Here is a 17278-nt window from a genome sequence, read left to right on the forward strand (position 1 = left end):
CCGCCCTCAGGCGGCTCGCTCAGCGCCTCAACGATACCCCACGCAAATGCCTGGACTTCAAGACACCCGCCGAGGCATTCTCCAAGCTCAAATCAATCGTTGCACTTCAAACGTGACTCCATCTCCCTGCTTTCGCAGGGACGACACCGAGCGGGTTGTTCGACAGTTCAGCTCGAAACTCAATACTCTAGCGCATCACCCGCCCTACCCTGCCGGCGTCAGGATCGCCTGCTGTGCCGCATGCCAGCTCGCTTCGTCGGGCGCGCAGAGCAAGCCGCCGGTCAGATTGACCGGCTTGTAGGGCGATCCGTCGAAATGTGCGCTGTAGCCGCCGGCCTCGCGATGCAACAGCCAGCCCGCGGCATGATCCCACGGCATCAGCTTGTTGTAGAACAAGAGATGGCAATGGCCCGACGCTGCCATGCGATACTCGTGCGCGGCGCATCTGAGCCAGGCGCTGGCGCCAAGCCTGGACAGGTTGCCGGCGACCGTTGCGCGCAACGGCTCGGGCAGGAAGTTGACGCCGACCACCGCGTCCATCCGCTTGACCGGCACCGCCGGGGCCACCTTCAAATCATGCCGTCTGCCGTCCGGCATCTCGAGCCACGCGCCCTCGCCGCGCAGCGCGAACGCAGTGTCGTTGCTCACGGGATCATGGATCGCGCCGAACACGATTTCGCCGCGCATCGTGGCGGCCACCATGGTGCCGAACAGCGGCAGGCTCGAGGTGAAGTTCCGCGTGCCGTCGATCGGATCGATGATGAAGGCGAGCTCCGCGGTTCCGACCTGATCGAGCGCGGATGGATCGCGTGCCGTGCCTTCCTCGCCGATCACGACCGCATTCGGAAACGCCCGGAGCAGCGCGGCCGAGATCGCCTGCTCGGCAAGCTCATCGGCTTCGGTGACGACGTCGAACGCCGATGTCTTGGTGCGGACCTCGATCTCCCGCACGCGGCGGAACCGCGGCATGATCTCGGTGCGGCCGACTTCGGCAAGGATGTTTCCGATGTTCAGCGCATCGGCATGGGACAGTTTCACGCGGCAATCTCCTGCGTTGCGCCGTCACCCTATCGCAGGATCATGACTGCGCGGCAATCAACGGCGCTGGTTGTAGACATCGATGCAGACGGCACCAAGCAGGACGAGGCCCTTGATCACTTGCTGATAATCGATGCCGATGCCGAGGATCGACATGCCGTTGTTCATCACGCCCATGATCATGGCACCGACCACTGCGCCGCCGACCCGGCCGACGCCGCCATAGGCCGAGGCGCCGCCGATGAAGCAGGCGGCGATCACGTCGAGCTCGAAGCCGAGGCCCGCTTTCGGCGTCGCGGTGTTGAGCCGGGCAGCAAACACCAGCCCGGCGAGCGCCGCGAGCACGCCCATGTTGACGAACGCGAAGAAGGTCAGCCGCTCGGTCTTGACGCCCGAGAGCTTCGCGGCCTTGGCGTTGCCGCCAACCGCATAGATCTGGCGGCCGATCACGGTCCGCCGCGTGACAAACCCGTACAGCGCGATCAGCACCGTCATGATGACGAGCACGTTCGGCAGGCCGCGATGCGAGGCGATCAGATAGGTGAAATAGAGCACAGCGCCCGCCAGCGCGATGCTCTTGGCGATGAAGAACGCATAGGGCTCGACCTCGATGCCGTGCGACTGCTCGCGCGCCCGGCTCTTGGCGCTCGCGAGCACCAGCGCGAACGCCAGCACGACGCCGATCAGAAGCGAGGTCGGATAGAGCGTGCCGGCGCTCGGAAACAGCTCGGGGATGAAGCCCGACGACAGCTTCTGGAAGGTCGGCGGAAACGGCCCGACCGACCGACCCTGCAGCACCGCGAGCGCAAGGCCCTTGAACACCAGCATGCCCGCCAGCGTAACGATGAAGGACGGAATCTTGAAATAGGCGACCCAGTAGCCCTGCGCAGCGCCGATCGCGGCACCGATCAAGAGACAGACGATGAAGGCGGTCGGGTAGTCGACATGGTAGCTCACCATCAGCACCGCAGCGACCGCGCCGACGAATCCGGCGACGGAGCCGACCGACAGGTCGATATGCCCGGTGACGATCACCAGCAGCATGCCGAGCGCCATGATCACGATGTAGCTGTTCTGCAGCACGAGATTGGTGAGATTGACCGGCTGCAGCAGCGTGCCGTCGGTCACTATCTCGAAGAACAGCATGATCGCGAGCAGCGACAGCAGCATGCCGTAGTTGCGCAGATTGTTCTTGATGAAGCCGGAATGCTTGGCAGTCTCGGGAAGTGACACCGTCTTGTCGGTCATTGTGCTCCGCCTCCCGCCCGCAGCTCACTGGCAGGGGCGCCGTTCCCAGACATCCTGACATTGCGCATGATGGCGCGCATGATCTTCTCCTGCGTCGCGTCGCCCTTCGCGAACTCGCCGACGAAGGCGCCGTCATTCATCACGCAGATCCGGTCGCAGATGCCGAGCAGTTCCGGCATTTCCGACGAGATCACCACGACGCCCTTGCCGGCCTCCGCGAGCTCGTTGATGATACAATAGATCTCGTATTTTGCCCCGACGTCGATGCCGCGGGTCGGCTCGTCCAGCAGCAGCACCTGCGGATCGGTCATCAGCCATTTCGACAGCACCACCTTCTGCTGGTTGCCACCCGAGAGCTGTCCGGCCTCCTGATAGACGTCGGAACAGCGGATCCGCATCCGGTTGCGGTAATCGCTCGCGGCCTTCAGCTCGACGACATCGTCGATCACGCCGCGATCCGACACCTGGCGCAGGCTCGCCAGCGTCACGTTCTTGCGGACGTCGTCGGCGAGGATCAAGCCGAGCTGCTTGCGGTCCTCGGTGACATAGGCGAGGCCGGCACGGATCGCGGCCGGCACGCTGGCGAGGTTGGCCTCGCGTCCGTCAAGGCTGATCCTGCCGGAGATATTGTAGCCCCAGGCTCTGCCGAACAGGCTCATGGCGAACTCGGTGCGACCGGCGCCCATCAGGCCGGCGATGCCGACCACCTCGCCGCGGCGCACCCTGAAATCGACGTTCTTGATCACCTGCCGGGCGGTATGCAGCGGGTGATACACCGACCAGTTCTCCACCGTCATCACGGGATCGCCGATCGCAACGTTTCGCTCGGGGAAACGATGCGCGAGATCGCGGTTGACCATGCTGCGGATGATGCGGTCCTCGTCGACCTGCTCGGTTCGGCAATCGATGCTATCGACAGTGCGGCCGTCGCGCAGCACCGTGATCCGGTCGGCGACGCGCGCGACTTCGTTCAGCTTGTGCGAGATCAGGATCGAGGCGATGCCCTGCTCGCGGAATACCAACAGCCGGTCCAGCAGCGCGGCACTGTCGGCCTCGTTGAGGCTCGCGGTCGGCTCGTCCAGGATCAGGAGACGCACCTTCTTCGACAGTGCCTTGGCGATCTCGACCAACTGCTGCTTGCCGACGCCGAGATCAGTGACGAGCGTGTCCGGCGATTCGCGCAGGCCGACCTGCGCCAGCAGCTCGGCCGTCCGCCGGTACACCGCATTGCGGTCCACCACCCCGAACCGCGACGGCGCGCGTGACAGAAAGATGTTCTCGGCGATCGACATCAGCGGGATGAGCGCCAGCTCCTGGTGGATGATGATGATCCCCAGCGCCTCGGAGTCGTTGATGTCGCGGAACCGGCGCTCCTCACCATCGAACAGGATCGACCCTTCATAGCTGCCGGCGGGATAGACCCCGCTCAGCACCTTCATCAGGGTCGACTTGCCCGCGCCGTTCTCGCCGACCAGCGCATGGATCTGCCCGGCTTGCACGGTGAAATTGACGTCGCGCAGTGCCTGCACGCCGGCAAAGCTCTTGCTGACGTCACGCATCTCAAGCATCGCCGTCATCGGATCACATCCCGCAACGTCACTAGGCCTCGGCGCTATCAGCCCCGCTCGCCCGCCTTAGTCGAATTGCGAACGTTTGTAGTAGCCGCTGTCAATCAGGACTTTCTCCCAATTGGTCTTATCCACCACGACCGGCTTCAGCAGATAGGACGGAACCACCTTGACCCCGTTGTTGTAGGTCTTGGTGTCATTGACGCTGACCTCCTTCTTGCTCAGCACGGCATCGACCATGTCGGCCGTGACCTTGGCGAGATCGCGGGTGTCCTTGAAGATGGTCGAATATTGCTCGCCGCGCAGCATGGCCTTGATCGAGGGCACCTCGGCATCCTGGCCGCTAACGAACGGCATCGGCTGATCCTTGCTGCCGTAACCGACGCCCTTCAGGGAGGAGATGATGCCGATCGACAGGCCGTCATAAGGCGACAGCACCGCATCGACGCGCTTCTTGCCGTAGAAGGCGCTGAGCAGATTGTCCATCCGTGCCTGCGCGGTCGCGCCGTCCCAGCGCAAGGTCGCGACCTTACCCATGCCCGTCTGGCCGCTCGCAACGACAAGCTTGCCGCTGTCGATATACGGCTTCAGCACCGACATCGCACCGTCGTAGAAGAAATAGGCGTTGTTGTCGTCGGGCGAGCCGCCGAACAGCTCGATGTTGAACGGTCCCTTGCCGTCCTTCAGCCCGAGCGCATTCACGATCGACCCTGCCTGCAGCACGCCGACCTGAAAATTGTCGAAGGTCGCGTAATAGTCGACGTTCGGCGTGTCCCGGATCAGGCGGTCATAGGCGATCACCGTGATGCCCTGGGCCTTGGCCTGCTTCAGCGCATCGGACAGCGTGGTGCCGTCGATTGCCGCGATGACCAGGACCTTGGCGCCCTTGGTCACCATGTTCTCGACCTGGGAGAGCTGGTTCGGGATGTCGTCGTCGGCATATTGCAAGTCGGTACCGTAGCCGCGTTCCTTCAGCACCTTGACCATGTTGTTGCCGTCGTCGATCCAGCGCGCCGAGGATTTGGTCGGCATCGCGATGCCGATGGTCGGCTTGCTCTGGGCGCGTGCGTCCGGTGCGGTCGCAGTAAGACCTGCCAACGCCAGTGCGATCAACGAGACCTTCAGTTTGAACATGCTTCGCTCCCTTGGTTTTTTGGGTTGAGGGTACCGTTGCCGTGGACCGCGTCAATCGACGGCTATCATTCGTGGGCCGGCCGCAGATCTACGGCGATGCGGGATCGGCGCCAGGACTGTCACGACCCGAAATAGCGGAATGTCGATTGAACCCGTCAACAGCGCCAATGCTTACTCCGCACAGTCAGCCATCTCGATCCTGCAATACCAAGTTCACCCGCGCGTCATGTCGTGGGATGAACGAGGTGTCGGAATGATGTGGAGGATCATGAGGCGCCGGTCTCCCGGAACTGTTGGCAAGCGCTACCACCCGCCAGAATTTCTGGTGGTACGTCACCGTCTCGAGCAACCTTTGGTGGATGCCACCCCTGCTATATGAATGCGCGCACCGACTGGTCATTTATTTAGATATCCAAATAAATTGACCGGCGACATGGAGGGTCACGAGGCGTTATCTCCCGAAATAGTTGAGCAAGCCTCACTATCCGCTAGGTGCGGCGCTGCTTCTGACAACCTTTGGTGAGATTGTGCCCCTACTACGTAATGGAGGCAAGCATCATTTATTTAACTTCCAGAATAAATTAATCAGAACTGCCGGCCCGGCGGCAGCGGACCTTCAGGCGTCGATGTCAGACAGATCGTCAACAACAAGCAACGCTCCGGCGAAATCGTCGTCGCTGAAATAGGTGCTGCGGGTGATGACCACGGGGATGCCCGCCCGCGCAGCCGCGATGAGGCCGTTGCCGGAATCCTCGACGGCAATGCAATCCGCCGGGCCAAGCGCGAGCCGCGCCAGCACCTCGACATAGACATCGGGTGCCGGCTTCTTCCGCGGCACGTCGTCGCCGGCCACGATCGCCTCGAACAGATCGGCCCAGGCCGGCCCCAGCGCAACCGACAGCAGCGCATCGATATTGCCATGCGAGGTCGTCGTGGCGATTGCCAGACGCTGGCCGCGGCTGCGCGCGCCGGCGAGCCAGGCCCTCACGCCCGGCCGCAACGGGCAGTCACCCGCCGCGATCAGCGCGGCGTAGCGCTTGGTCTTGATTCCATGCAGGTCCGCGATGTCGGAAAACGTCAGCGACGGAACCGCGTTAAGCTGGTCGTAGGCTCGGATGCGCTCCTTGCCTCCGGCGACCCGAAGCAGCCGCGCGTAGGTGACCTGGTCCCAGAACCAATCGAGACCGGCCTCGGCGAACGCCTCATTGAAGGCGCGGCGATGCACTTCCTCGGTTTCGGCGAGCGTGCCGTCGACGTCGAAGATCAAGGCGCGGGCGCCCGCGATGATGTCGCGCATCCCGGCGGCCCGGATCGCTGCGAGCGCCTGGTTCATCATCCCTCGCCCGCCGCGCCCGCCCCTTTCGCGAACACGCGGCTCGCAAGCACGTCGCCGGCCTCGATCGACATCACGTCGTCCGCCGTGAGCGTGCGGTCGAGCTTTGCCACGATCCGGTTGGCCTGGCGCAGCCGGATGCGGTCGAGCGCGTTGCGGATCGAGCGCGCATTGGAGAACAGCGGCTGTTCCTTGCGGATGCCGATGTACCGGGTGAAGGCCTCGCGCGCTTCCGGGGAGAATCGATAATTCTGCTGCTGCAACATCAGCTCGGCGATCCAGAGCAACTCGCCGTCGGAATAGTCGGGGAAGTCGATGTGATGCGCGATGCGCGAGCGGAACCCCGGATTGCTCTGGAAGAACTTCTCCATGCGGTCGCCATAGCCGGCCAGGATCACCACCAGATCCTCGCGCTGCTGTTCCATGATCTGGAGCAGGATCTCGATCGCCTCCTGGCCGTAGTCGCGCTCGTTTTCGGGGCGGTACAGGTAATACGCCTCGTCGATGAACAGCACGCCGCCCATCGCCTTCTTCAATATCTCTTTCGTCTTCGGCGCGGTGTGGCCGATATATTGCCCGACAAGATCATCGCGCGTGACGCTGATGACGTGGCCACGGCGGACGAAGCCGAGCTTGTGCAGGATGCCGGCCATCCGCAGCGCGACCGTGGTCTTGCCGGTGCCGGGATTGCCGGTGAACGACATGTGCAGCGTCGGGAACGTCGTCGCCAGCGCCATCTTCTGCCTGATGCGTTCGACCAGTAGCAGCGAGGCGATCTCACGGATGCGCGTCTTCACCGGCTTCAGGCCGATCAATTCGGAATCGAGCTGATCGAGCACGTCGCCAATGCCGAGGTCGGCGAATTCATGCCGGAGGTCGATGGTCTCGAGCGGCGTCTCGCGGATCTGTTCTTGCGCTTGCGTCATTATCCTCTCGCTTCGAGAAAAGCTCCGTCGCCGCGGCGGCGACGACGGAGAAGTGCATCCGGACCAGGACGGTCGAGGGAGCAATCCGCCTGGCTTGCAAGCCGGACGCGGTCAACGATCGGTGTAGCGGTCGCCCTCGGGGCGGCTCGCCGCATAGGAATGCGTCGCGTAACGCTGGTTGCGTCCGGCAACTTCCTGGCGATCGAGCCGGAAGCCGGGTTCCTCGCGCGGCCGGTTGACGATGAAGGAGATGCGAACCGACTCCCAGCCGTGACTGGAATCGAAACCGGAGATCCGGATGTAGCGGTCGCCATAGACGCGCCGGCAGTCGGCGAGCTCCTTCATGATGCCGGCCGCATCGCGCAGGTCGAACATCGGCAGGCCCCACATGTCCCAATAGGTGTTGCGGGGATGCGGATCGTCGGTGAACTCGATGTTCACCGCCCAGCCCTTGTCGAGGCAGTATTGCACCTGCGCGGCGATCTGCTCATCGGTGAGATCGGGCAGGAAAGAGAAGCAGCCTTGGGTCACGCGCATGAGAAACTCCTGTCAGACCGCCATGCTCGGCGTGGGAACGAAATCGGGGGCGTCGGTCGACTCGTAGTTGAAGGTCACGTCCTTCCAGACGTCGAGCGCCTCGCGCAGCGGCGTGCAGGTCAGCGCCGCCTTCGCCAGGATCTCCGGTCCCTCATGGACGTAGTCGCGTCCCTCGTTGCGGGCGAGGATCATGGCTTCCAGCGCGACGCGGTTGGCGGTGGCGCCGGCCTGGATGCCGCGGGGATGGCCGATCGTGCCGCCGCCGAACTGCAGCACGACGTCCTCGCCGAGCAGGTCGAGCAGCTGGTGCATCTGGCCGGCATGAATGCCGCCGGAGGCCACCGGCATCAGCTTGTTGAGGCTTGCCCAGTTCTGGTCGAAGAACACGCCGTGCTCGAGCTGCATCGGGTTGAAGTCCTCGCGGCAGATGTCGTAGTAGCCGCGCGTGGTGTTGGGATCGCCCTCGAGCTTGCCGACCACCGTGCCGGCATGGATGTGATCGACACCGGCGAGCCGCATCCATTTCGCGATCACGCGGAACGAGACGCCATGGCTGCGCTGCCGCGTGTAGGTCGAATGGCCGGCACGGTGCAGATGCAGGATCATGTTGTTCCGGCGCGCCCACTTCGCCATCGACTGGATCGCGGTATAGCCGATCACGAGATCGATCATGACGATGTTGGAGCCGAGCTCATGGGCGAACTCGGCGCGCTCGTACATGTCCTCCATCGTCGCCGCGGTGACGTTGAGGTAGGTGCCCTTGATCTCGCCGGTCGCGGCCTGTGCGCGGTTGACCGCCTCCATGCAGTACAGGAAGCGCTCGCGCCAGTGCATGAAGGGCTGCGAGTTGATGTTCTCGTCGTCCTTGGTGAAGTCGAGCCCGCCTTTCAAGGCTTCATAGACGACGCGGCCGTAGTTGCGGCCGGACAGGCCGAGCTTCGGCTTCACGGTGGCGCCGAGCAAGGGACGGCCGAACTTGTCGAGCCGCTCGCGCTCCACCACGATGCCGGTCGCCGGGCCCTGGAACGTCTTCACATAGGCGATCGGCAGCCGCATGTCCTCGAGGCGCAATGCCTTCAGCGGCTTGAAGCCGAACACGTTGCCGATGATCGAGGCCGTCAGGTTCGAGATCGAGCCCGGCTCGAACAAATCGAGGTCGTAGGCGATATAGGCGAAGTAGCTGCCCGGCGAGTTCGGCACCGGATCGACGCGGTAGCACTTCGCCCGGTATTTCTCCGCGGCGGTCAGCCGATCGGTCCACACCACGGTCCAGGTTGCGGTCGAGGATTCGCCCGCCACCGCCGCGCAGGCTTCGGTCGGATCGACGCCGTCCTGCGGGGTGACGCGAAACAGCGCGATCACGTCGGTGTCCTTGGGCTCGTAGTTCGGCTCCCAATAGCCCATCCGCTTGTATTCCATCACGCCGGACTTGTAGCGATCCTTGCCACGCACGGTAATCGATGGCTGTATGTTCATCTCAATCTCCTGTCGTCGTTCGTCGCCATCTGCTCAGGCGGCCTGGGTGATCTTTCCAATCTGCGGATCGAGCGCGCCGGCGCGATAGCGACGGGCCATCTCCGGCAGCGCAACCACCTTGATCCTGGCGGCATTGCCGGCCGTGCCGAATTGCTCGAAGCGGTCACGGCAGAGTTCGCGCAGCGCATCCATCGCCGGCTTCAGGAATTTGCGCGGATCGAACTCGCTCTTCGACTGCACTGCGACCTTGCGGAAGGCGGCCGCCATCGCCAGCCGGCAATCGGTGTCGATGTTGACCTTGCGCACGCCATGCTTGATGCCGCGAACGATCTCCTCGACCGGGACGCCCCAGGTCTGCGGCATCTCGCCGCCGAACTGGTTGAACATGTCCTGCAGCGCCTGCGGCACCGATGACGAGCCGTGCATCACCAGATGCGTATTGGGCAGGCGTGTATGGATCTCCTCGACCACGCGCATCGCCAGGATCTCGCCGTCGGGTCGCCGCGTGAACTTGTAGGCGCCGTGCGAGGTGCCCATCGCGATCGCGAGCGCATCGACCTTGGTGGCGCGGACGAAATCGACCGCCTGGTCGGGATCGGTGAGCAGCTGGTCATGGCTCAGCTTGCCTTCGACGCCGTGACCGTCCTCCTGCTCGCCGCCGCCATGCTCGAGCGAGCCGAGCACACCGAGCTCGCCCTCGACCGACGCGCCGACCCAGTGCGCCATATCGACCACCCGGCGGGTGATATCGACATTGTAGTCGTAGTCGGCCGCGGTCTTGGCGTCGGCCTTGAGCGAACCGTCCATCATCACCGAGGTGAAGCCGTAGCGGATCGCGGTGGCGCAGGTCGCCTCTTCGTTGCCGTGATCAAGATGCAGGCAGAGCGGGATCTGCGGATGCATCTCCTCCAGTGCGTCGATCATCTTCGCCAGCATGATGTCGTTGGCGTAGGACCGCGCGCCGCGCGAAGCCTGGATGATGACAGGCGCATCGCAGGCCGCCGCCGCCTCCATGATGGCGAGGCCCTGCTCCATGTTGTTGATGTTGAAGGCCGGCACGCCGTAGCCGCGTTCGGCGGCATGGTCCAGCAATTGCCTCAAGGTTATCCGCGCCATGATGGCGCCCTCCTTTCAATTCGCTCGTTGCATGAGCTGTCTTGCCGCAACGGCAATCGCCGCCGGCGTAATGCCGAATTCGCGGTAGAGCACATCGGCCGGTGCGGATGCGCCGAAGCCGGTCATGCCGACGAATACGCCGTCGTCGCCGAGCCAGCGGGCCCAGTCGCCCTCGACGGCGGCTTCCACGCCGACGCGCGGCGCGCTGCCCAGCACCTGGGCGCGATAGTCGCGCGGCTGCTGGCGGAACAGGTCGAAGCACGGCGCCGAGACGACCGCGGCCTGCACCCCTTGTTCCGCCAGCAGCCTTGCGGCTTCGAGCGCGATCGACACCTCCGAACCCGTTGCAATCAGGGTGACGTCACGCCCGAAGGCCGGCTCGACGAGAACGTAGGCGCCGAGCGCGACCTGGTTGTCCTTGCTGCCGTCGCGGACCGTCGGCAGCGCTTGCCGCGACAGACAGAGGATCGACGGCGACGTCTCTGCCTTCAGCGCGCAGTCCCAGGCTTCCGCGGTCTCTACCGCATCGGCCGGACGGAACACCAGCAGGTTCGGGATCGCCCGCAGCGCCGCGAGATGCTCGACCGGCTGATGCGTCGGCCCGTCCTCGCCGAGCCCGATCGAGTCATGGGTCATCACATGGATGACGCGGATGCCCATCAATGCTGCGAGCCGGATCGCCGGCCGGCTGTAATCGGCAAAGCTGAGGAAGGTTCCGCCATAGGGAATGAACCCGCCATGCAGCGCAATGCCGTTCATCGCCGCCGCCATGCCATGCTCGCGGATGCCGTAGTGGATATAGCTGCCGTCCAGCGTTTCCGGCCGCACCGAAACCTGCGACTTCGCCAGCGTGAGATTGGAGTGCGTGAGGTCGGCCGAGCCACCCAGGAGATTCGGCAACGCTTCGGCGATCACGTCGATAACCTGCTGCGAGGCCTGTCGCGTGGCGAGTCTTGGCTGCTCGGTCGCAAACCGCTCAACGAGCTTCGCCATCGCCTCGGCATAGGCGCAGGGCAATTTCCGGTTCAGCGCGTCGTGGAACGGAGACCGCTCGCCGTTATCCGCCTTGCAGGCGCCGCGCGAACGCTCGATCCAGGCCCGCCGTGCGTCGCGGCCGCGGCCACCGAGCTCGCGCCATTCCGCCAGCACCGCATCGGGGACCTCGAATGCCGGATACGGCCAGCGTAGTGCGGTGCGGGTCTTCGCCGTCTCGTCGGCGCCGAGCGGCGCGCCATGCACCTTCTCGCTGCCCTGCCGGTTCGGCGCACCGAACCCGATCACCGTGCGGCAGGCGATCAGCGACGGACGATCGCTCGCTCGTGCCTGCCTGATCGCAGCAGAGATCGCCTGCGGATCGTGGCCGTCGATGCGGCAGACGTTCCAGCCGCTGGCTTTGAACCGCACCGTCTGGTCGTCGGAACAGGACAGCGAGGTGGCGCCGTCGATGGAGATCTGGTTGTCGTCGAACAGCACGATCAGCCGGTTCAGCCGCAAATGGCCGGCGAGCGAGATCGCCTCGTGGCTGAGGCCTTCCATCAGGCAGCCATCGCCGGCGATCACATAGGTGTAGTGATCGACGAGATCGTCGCCGAAGCGGGCGTTCATCAAGCGCTCGGCGAGCGCCATGCCGACCGCGGTCGCGATCCCCTGCCCGAGCGGCCCGGTCGTGGTCTCGACACCGGGCGTATGACCATACTCGGGATGGCCCGGGGTTTGCGATCCCCATTGCCGGAAGGCCTTGAGCTGATCGAGCGTCATGGTCGCGTAGCCCGTCAGATAGAGCAGTGCGTAGAGCAGCATCGAGCCGTGACCGGCGGACAGCACGAAGCGGTCGCGGTCGGGCCAGGCCGGATCGGCCGGATCGAACTTCAGGAAGTCCGTGAACAGCACAGTCGCGACATCGGCCATCCCCATCGGCATGCCGGGATGGCCGGACTTCGCCTGCTCGACCGCGTCGATGGCGAGGAAGCGGATGGCGTTGGCCATCTCGTCGTGGCTGATTTCGGGACGGCTGGCAACGGACGCAAGTGCGGTCATATCGTTCGCCTCTTTCGTTCGATCAATTGCAGGATCAGCGGGGTCAGGATGAGCTGCATCGCGAGATCGAGCTTGGCGCCGTGAATCACGATCGAATTGGCGCGCGACATGAAGCTGTTCGGGATCATCGAGAGCAGATAGGGGAAATCGATGCCGCGCGGGTTCTTCAGCCGGATCACAACCATCGATTCATCCGGCGTCGGGATCCAGCGCGCGATGAACGGGTTCGACGTATCGACCGTCGGCACGCGCTGGAAGTTGATGTCGGTCTCGCTGAATTGCGGGCAGATGTAGTTCACGTAGTCGGGCATGCGGCGCAGGATGGTGTCGGTCACCGCCTCGGTGGAGTAGCCGCGATGGCTGCGATCGCGATGCAGCTTCTGGATCCATTCGAGGTTGATCACCGGCACGACGCCGATCTTGAGGTCGGCGTGCTGCGCGACGTTCACCTTGTCGGTCACCACGGCGCCGTGCAGGCCCTCGTAGAACAAGAGGTCGGAATTCTCCGGCAGCGCCTCCCATGCGGTGAAGGTGCCGGGCTTGGCGCCGTAGAGCCGCGATTCCTCTTCGTCGTGCACATAGTGCCGCGTCGTTCCGGTGCCGGTCTCGGCATAGTCGCTGAACAGCTTCTCCAGTTCCTCGAACAAATTGGTCTCGGGGCTGAAATGGCTGAAATGCTTGTCGCCGCGCTCGGCCTTCTCCAGCATCTGGCTGCGCATCTCGGCGCGGTCGTAGCGGTGGAACGCGTCGCCCTCGATATAGGCCGCGACCACATTCTCGCGGCGGAAGATATTCTCGAACGTCTTCTTCACCGAGGTGGTGCCGGCACCGGACGAACCGGTGATCGAGATGATGGGATGTCGACGAGACATGCGCTCCCCCCTCAGCGGAACAGGCCGCGCCGCGCGAACAGCGGGGCATCGCTGCTCTCGAACAACGGCTCGACGGTCAGGTGGATCGCATCGACGTCGCGCACGGCGCGCGCCGATCCCATGATCAGCGGCACACGCTGATGCGGCGTACGTGCCGAGAGTTCGAGAATGCGCGACCGGCCACTCGAGGCAGCACCGCCCGCCCATTCCATGATCAGTGCGATGGGATGCGCCTCATAGAGCAGACGCAGCCGGCCTTCACGGTAGCCCTGGCGCGCATCCGCCGGATACAGGAACACGCCGCCACGCATCAGGATGCGGTAGGCCTCGGCCACCAGCGAGCCGATCCAGCGCATGTTGAAATCCTGGCCGCGCTCGCCGTTCACGCCGGCAAGACACTCGTCGATGTAGTTGCGCACCGGGCCGCTCCAGTGCCGCCGGTTCGAGGCGTTGATGGCGAATTCCGTCGCGTTCTGCGGCACCCGGAGGTCGCGCGCAGTCAGGACGAACTCGCCGGCTCGCGGATCCAGCGTGAAGCAATCGACGCGCTGGTCGAGCGCCAGCACCAGCACGGTCTGCGGACCGTAGATGAAGCAGCCCGCCGCACATTGCGCCGTACCGGGCTCGAAGAAGGTCGAGATGACGTCGTTTCCCTTCGGCCGGATCGAGAAGATCGTGCCGATCGAGATGTTGTTTTCGAGATTGGCGGATCCATCGAGCGGATCGATCGCGACGCAGAGCGGCGCATCGGTATCGAGCGTCTCCGGCAGCTCGACCTCCTCCGAGAGAACCGCGGCGACCGGCGCAGTGCGCAATGCGTCGCGCATCAGGCCGTCGGCGACGATGTCGATGGTCTTCTGGCGATCGCCGTCGGGATTGATACCCCCGCTCTCACCGCCGATCCCGGCGAGCGGCCCGGCCGCGATGATGCGCGCGAGCTCGATCGCGGCGCCGGCGAGGGCTTCGATCACCGTAACGGTCGCGGCGCGCAACGGGTTGTGCTGCGCCGGCCACTCCAGATGGGCATGCAATGCAGGACGAATCTCCACCGGCCACTCCCTTTGATCGCGCTCTCTGTCCCGAGGCGTCGAGAGGCGACCGCAGGGGAGTCGCCTTCGCCCTATCAACGCGCGAATTGCCCAATTAGGGAAATTTCATTATCTTGGGTCTGGGCAAAGTATTTCTTATGGAGCTTGTGATGGCCGGCAACTTCTCGCGGGATCTCACCATCCGCCAGCTGCGTGCGCTGTCGGCCGTGCACGCGGCCCGCTCGATCACGTCGGCGGCCAATCAGCTCAACCTGACGCAGCCGGCGGTGACGCTGCAGCTCCGTAACCTGCAGGCGCTCGCGGGACTGCCGTTGATCCAGCGCACCGGCGACGGCATGGCGCTGACCGATGCCGGCGCGCATGTGCTGGCGCTCATCGAGCGGATCGAGGCGGCGCTGAAGGACTGCGAGCAGTCGCTCGACATGATCGCCGGCCGCAGCGGCGGCCGCGTCGCGATGGGCGCGGTCTCGACCGCGAAATACTTCGTGCCGTTCGCAATCGCGGCGTTCTCGCGCCGCTTTCCCAAGATCGAGGTCACGCTCAGGATCGGCAACCGCGAGGAAATCCGCGACGCGCTGCGCGGCTACGATCTCGACATCGCGGTGATGGGCCGGCCGCCGGCCGATGTCGAAGTCGAGATGAAGCCGCTCGGCCGGCATCCGCACTTCATCATCGCCGCGCCCGATCACCGGCTGGCGCGGCGGCGGCACGTCGCGACATCGGAGCTCGCCAATGAAACCTTCATCACCCGCGAGCAGGGATCGGGCACGCGGATGCTGATGCAGCAATATTTCGAGCGGGTCGGACTTGAGCCGAAGCTCGGCATGGCGATGGACAGCAACGAGACCATCAAGCAGGCGGTCATGGCCGGGCTCGGCATCGCCTTCATTTCCCAGCACACCGTGTTCCATGAGCTGGAGGATGGCCGCCTGGTGGTGCTCAAGGTGAAGGGCCTGCCGATCGTCCGGCAGTGGCACGCAATCAGGCGCACCGACAAGATCCTGCTGCCGCCCGCGCAGGCCATGCTGGACTTCCTGGGCAAGGAGGGCTGGCGCTATCTGCCCAATTCGCGCTAGCGCCGCGACGTTGCGATGCCGGTTCGATCGAAAAAATCGAGTTAGCGCCGTATGTTAAGCATTGAAGTTCCCGCGAACGCGTGCCACATCTTGACTGCGGTCACGCGCGGACCGTATCCCTGCGAGGGAGGATGAACTGCAGAACCAGTCCCCGCCGATGCCTGACTTCAAGGCGTTATTCGAGGCGGCGCCCGGCCTCTATCTGGTGCTGACGCAGCCTGACTTCAGCATCGTGGCAGTAAGCGACGCCTATCTGCGCGCCACCAAGACCGAGCGCGCCGCGATCCTTGGGCGCGGGCTGTTCGACGTATTTCCCGATAATCCGGACGATCCGGCCGCCGACGGCGTGCGCAACCTGCGCGCCTCGCTGGAACGCGTGGTCCAGTTCCGCCGCCCCGACACCATGTCGGTGCAGAAATACGATATCCGCAAGCCCGAGTCAGAGGGCGGCGGATTCGAGGAACGCTACTGGAGCCCGCGCAATACGCCGGTGTTCGGGCCGAGCGGACAATTCAACTACATCATCCATCGGGTGGAAGACGTCACCGGCTTCATTCAGCTGAAGCAGCGCGGCGCCGAGCAGGACAAGCTGACCGACCGGCTGCGCGAACGCACCGAGCAGATGGAAGCTGAAATCTTCATGCGTGCCCGCGAGGTCGAGGCCGCGCGGGAACAGCTTGAGGCCGAGCAGAAGCTGCGCCAGGTGCAGAAGATGGAGGCCGTCGGGCACCTCACCGGCGGCATCGCCCACGACTTCAACAACATCTTGACGGTCATCACCGGTCTGATCGACATCCTCGCCGAGGCCGTTGAACATGACGCCGCGCTGTCGTCGGTGACTAAAATGATCAGCGACGCCGCGTTTCGCGGTGCCGAGGTGACCAAGCATCTGCTGGCCTTCTCGCGCCAGCAGCCGCTGCAACCGCGTGAAGCGAACCTCAACACGCTGGTGCAGGACACCGCGCGACTGCTGCGCCCGTCGCTCGGCGAGCAGATCGAAATCGACACCGCGCTCGAACCCGACGCCTGGCCCGCGTTCATCGACCCCAGCCACATGTCGACCGCACTGCTCAATCTCGCCCTCAATGCCCGCGATGCGATGCCCGACGGCGGCAAGCTGATGCTGGAGACCAGCAACGTCATCCTTGACGAGGTTTATGCCGCCGCCAACCTCGATGTGCGGGCGGGTGAATATGTGATGGTCGCGGTCAGCGACACCGGCGGCGGCATTCCCGCGGCAATCCGCGACAAGGTGTTCGAGCCGTTCTTCACCACCAAGGATACCGGCAAGGGCACCGGCCTCGGGCTCAGCATGGTGTACGGCTTCATCAAGCAGTCCGACGGGCATCTCAAGATTTATTCCGAAGAAGGCCACGGCACGTCGATCAAGCTCTATCTGCCGCGCAGCATGGGCAACATGGTCGACGTCGAGCCGCCCGCACCGGTCGACACGCGTGGCGGCCATGAATCCATCCTGGTCGTCGAGGACGATCCGCTGGTCCGCAATTACGTCGCCGCCCAGCTCGAGCAGCTCGGCTACCGCACCATGGTCACCGCCAACGGTCCGGAAGCATTGGCTGCGGTCGAGCAGGGCTTCGTCTGCGACGTGCTGTTCACCGACGTCATCATGTCCGGCGGCATGAACGGCCGGCAGGTGGCCGATGCCGTGATCGCCAAGCTGCCCTCGGTGCGCGTGCTCTTCACCTCGGGCTATACCGAGGACGCGATCATTCATCACGGCCGTCTCGACCCGGACGTGACGCTATTGCCCAAGCCCTATCGCAAGGCCGATCTCGCCCGGATGATCCGGCAGGTGCTGACCCAGCCTCCCGCATCGGCGGTGGCGGCCAAGTAACGCGGCGTGTAAC

Annotated in this window: 14 protein-coding genes and 1 pseudogene; 3 read left to right on the forward strand and 12 right to left on the reverse strand. The window is 64.4% G+C overall.

The genetic code is table 11. From position 1 onward, the window contains the following. A pseudogene (locus AC066Y_RS23250) lies at nt 1-116 on the forward strand (IS30 family transposase); the annotation flags it as partial. 88 nt (nt 117-204) lie between these two features. Here AC066Y_RS23250 and AC066Y_RS23255 read toward each other — a convergent pair. From AC066Y_RS23255 to AC066Y_RS23310, 12 genes are all read right to left on the reverse strand, one after another. Then, entirely contained in the window at nt 205-1038 is an 834-nt protein-coding gene (locus AC066Y_RS23255) for an inositol monophosphatase family protein (RefSeq protein ID WP_478275901.1), read from the reverse strand. A 57-nt stretch (nt 1039-1095) separates the two neighbouring features. Further along, nucleotides 1096-2286, reverse strand: coding sequence for a multiple monosaccharide ABC transporter permease (mmsB, locus tag AC066Y_RS23260; protein WP_478275902.1), 1191 nt, complete (start codon nt 2284-2286; stop codon nt 1096-1098). Further along, complete coding sequence (mmsA, locus tag AC066Y_RS23265) at nt 2283-3863, reverse strand: multiple monosaccharide ABC transporter ATP-binding protein (protein ID WP_478275903.1); 1581 nt, start codon at nt 3861-3863, stop codon at nt 2283-2285. The genes mmsB and mmsA overlap by 4 nt, the downstream gene beginning before the upstream one ends. 57 nt (nt 3864-3920) lie before the next feature. After that, a complete protein-coding gene (chvE, locus tag AC066Y_RS23270) occupies nt 3921-4988 on the reverse strand; it encodes a multiple monosaccharide ABC transporter substrate-binding protein (protein WP_229166015.1) in 1068 nt (355 codons plus the stop codon). A gap of 616 nt (nt 4989-5604) precedes the next feature. Continuing rightward, nucleotides 5605-6321, reverse strand: coding sequence for an HAD-IA family hydrolase (locus AC066Y_RS23275; RefSeq protein ID WP_478275904.1), 717 nt, complete (start codon nt 6319-6321; stop codon nt 5605-5607). Then, entirely contained in the window at nt 6321-7247 is a 927-nt protein-coding gene (gene cbbX, locus AC066Y_RS23280) for a CbbX protein (protein WP_478275905.1), read from the reverse strand. The genes AC066Y_RS23275 and cbbX overlap by 1 nt, the downstream gene beginning before the upstream one ends. Before the next feature lie 111 nt (nt 7248-7358). Continuing rightward, nucleotides 7359-7784 (reverse strand): ribulose bisphosphate carboxylase small subunit, encoded by a 426-nt coding sequence (locus tag AC066Y_RS23285; protein ID WP_478275906.1) that lies wholly within the window; start codon nt 7782-7784, stop codon nt 7359-7361. A 12-nt stretch (nt 7785-7796) separates the two neighbouring features. Next, nucleotides 7797-9260 (reverse strand): form I ribulose bisphosphate carboxylase large subunit, encoded by a 1464-nt coding sequence (locus AC066Y_RS23290; protein WP_092125323.1) that lies wholly within the window; start codon nt 9258-9260, stop codon nt 7797-7799. Nucleotides 9261-9293: 33 nt separating this feature from the next. After that, nucleotides 9294-10376 (reverse strand): class II fructose-bisphosphate aldolase, encoded by a 1083-nt coding sequence (gene fba / locus AC066Y_RS23295; protein WP_478275907.1) that lies wholly within the window; start codon nt 10374-10376, stop codon nt 9294-9296. A 15-nt stretch (nt 10377-10391) separates the two neighbouring features. Next, the gene (gene tkt / locus AC066Y_RS23300) at nt 10392-12413 is read right to left on the reverse strand and encodes a transketolase (protein WP_478275908.1); all 2022 of its coding nucleotides are present in this window, start codon (nt 12411-12413) and stop codon (nt 10392-10394) included. Continuing rightward, nucleotides 12410-13285: a phosphoribulokinase gene (locus AC066Y_RS23305; protein ID WP_092127070.1), complete on the reverse strand. Its 876-nt coding sequence runs from the start codon at nt 13283-13285 to the stop codon at nt 12410-12412. The genes tkt and AC066Y_RS23305 overlap by 4 nt, the downstream gene beginning before the upstream one ends. An 11-nt stretch (nt 13286-13296) precedes the next feature. Further along, a complete protein-coding gene (locus tag AC066Y_RS23310) occupies nt 13297-14316 on the reverse strand; it encodes a class 1 fructose-bisphosphatase (RefSeq protein ID WP_478276020.1) in 1020 nt (339 codons plus the stop codon). 167 nt (nt 14317-14483) lie between these two features. Here AC066Y_RS23310 and AC066Y_RS23315 point away from each other — a divergent pair, with 167 nt between their 5' ends. Together AC066Y_RS23315 and AC066Y_RS23320 are read left to right on the forward strand one after the other, a co-directional pair. Further along, entirely contained in the window at nt 14484-15410 is a 927-nt protein-coding gene (locus AC066Y_RS23315) for a LysR family transcriptional regulator (RefSeq protein ID WP_207836700.1), read from the forward strand. A 157-nt stretch (nt 15411-15567) separates the two neighbouring features. Continuing rightward, on the forward strand, nt 15568-17265 hold the full coding sequence (locus AC066Y_RS23320) for an ATP-binding protein (RefSeq protein WP_478275909.1): 1698 nt from the start codon (nt 15568-15570) through the stop codon (nt 17263-17265). Nucleotides 17266-17278: the final 13 nt, after the last annotated feature.

Source organism: Bradyrhizobium sp. USDA3010, assembly GCF_056429065.1.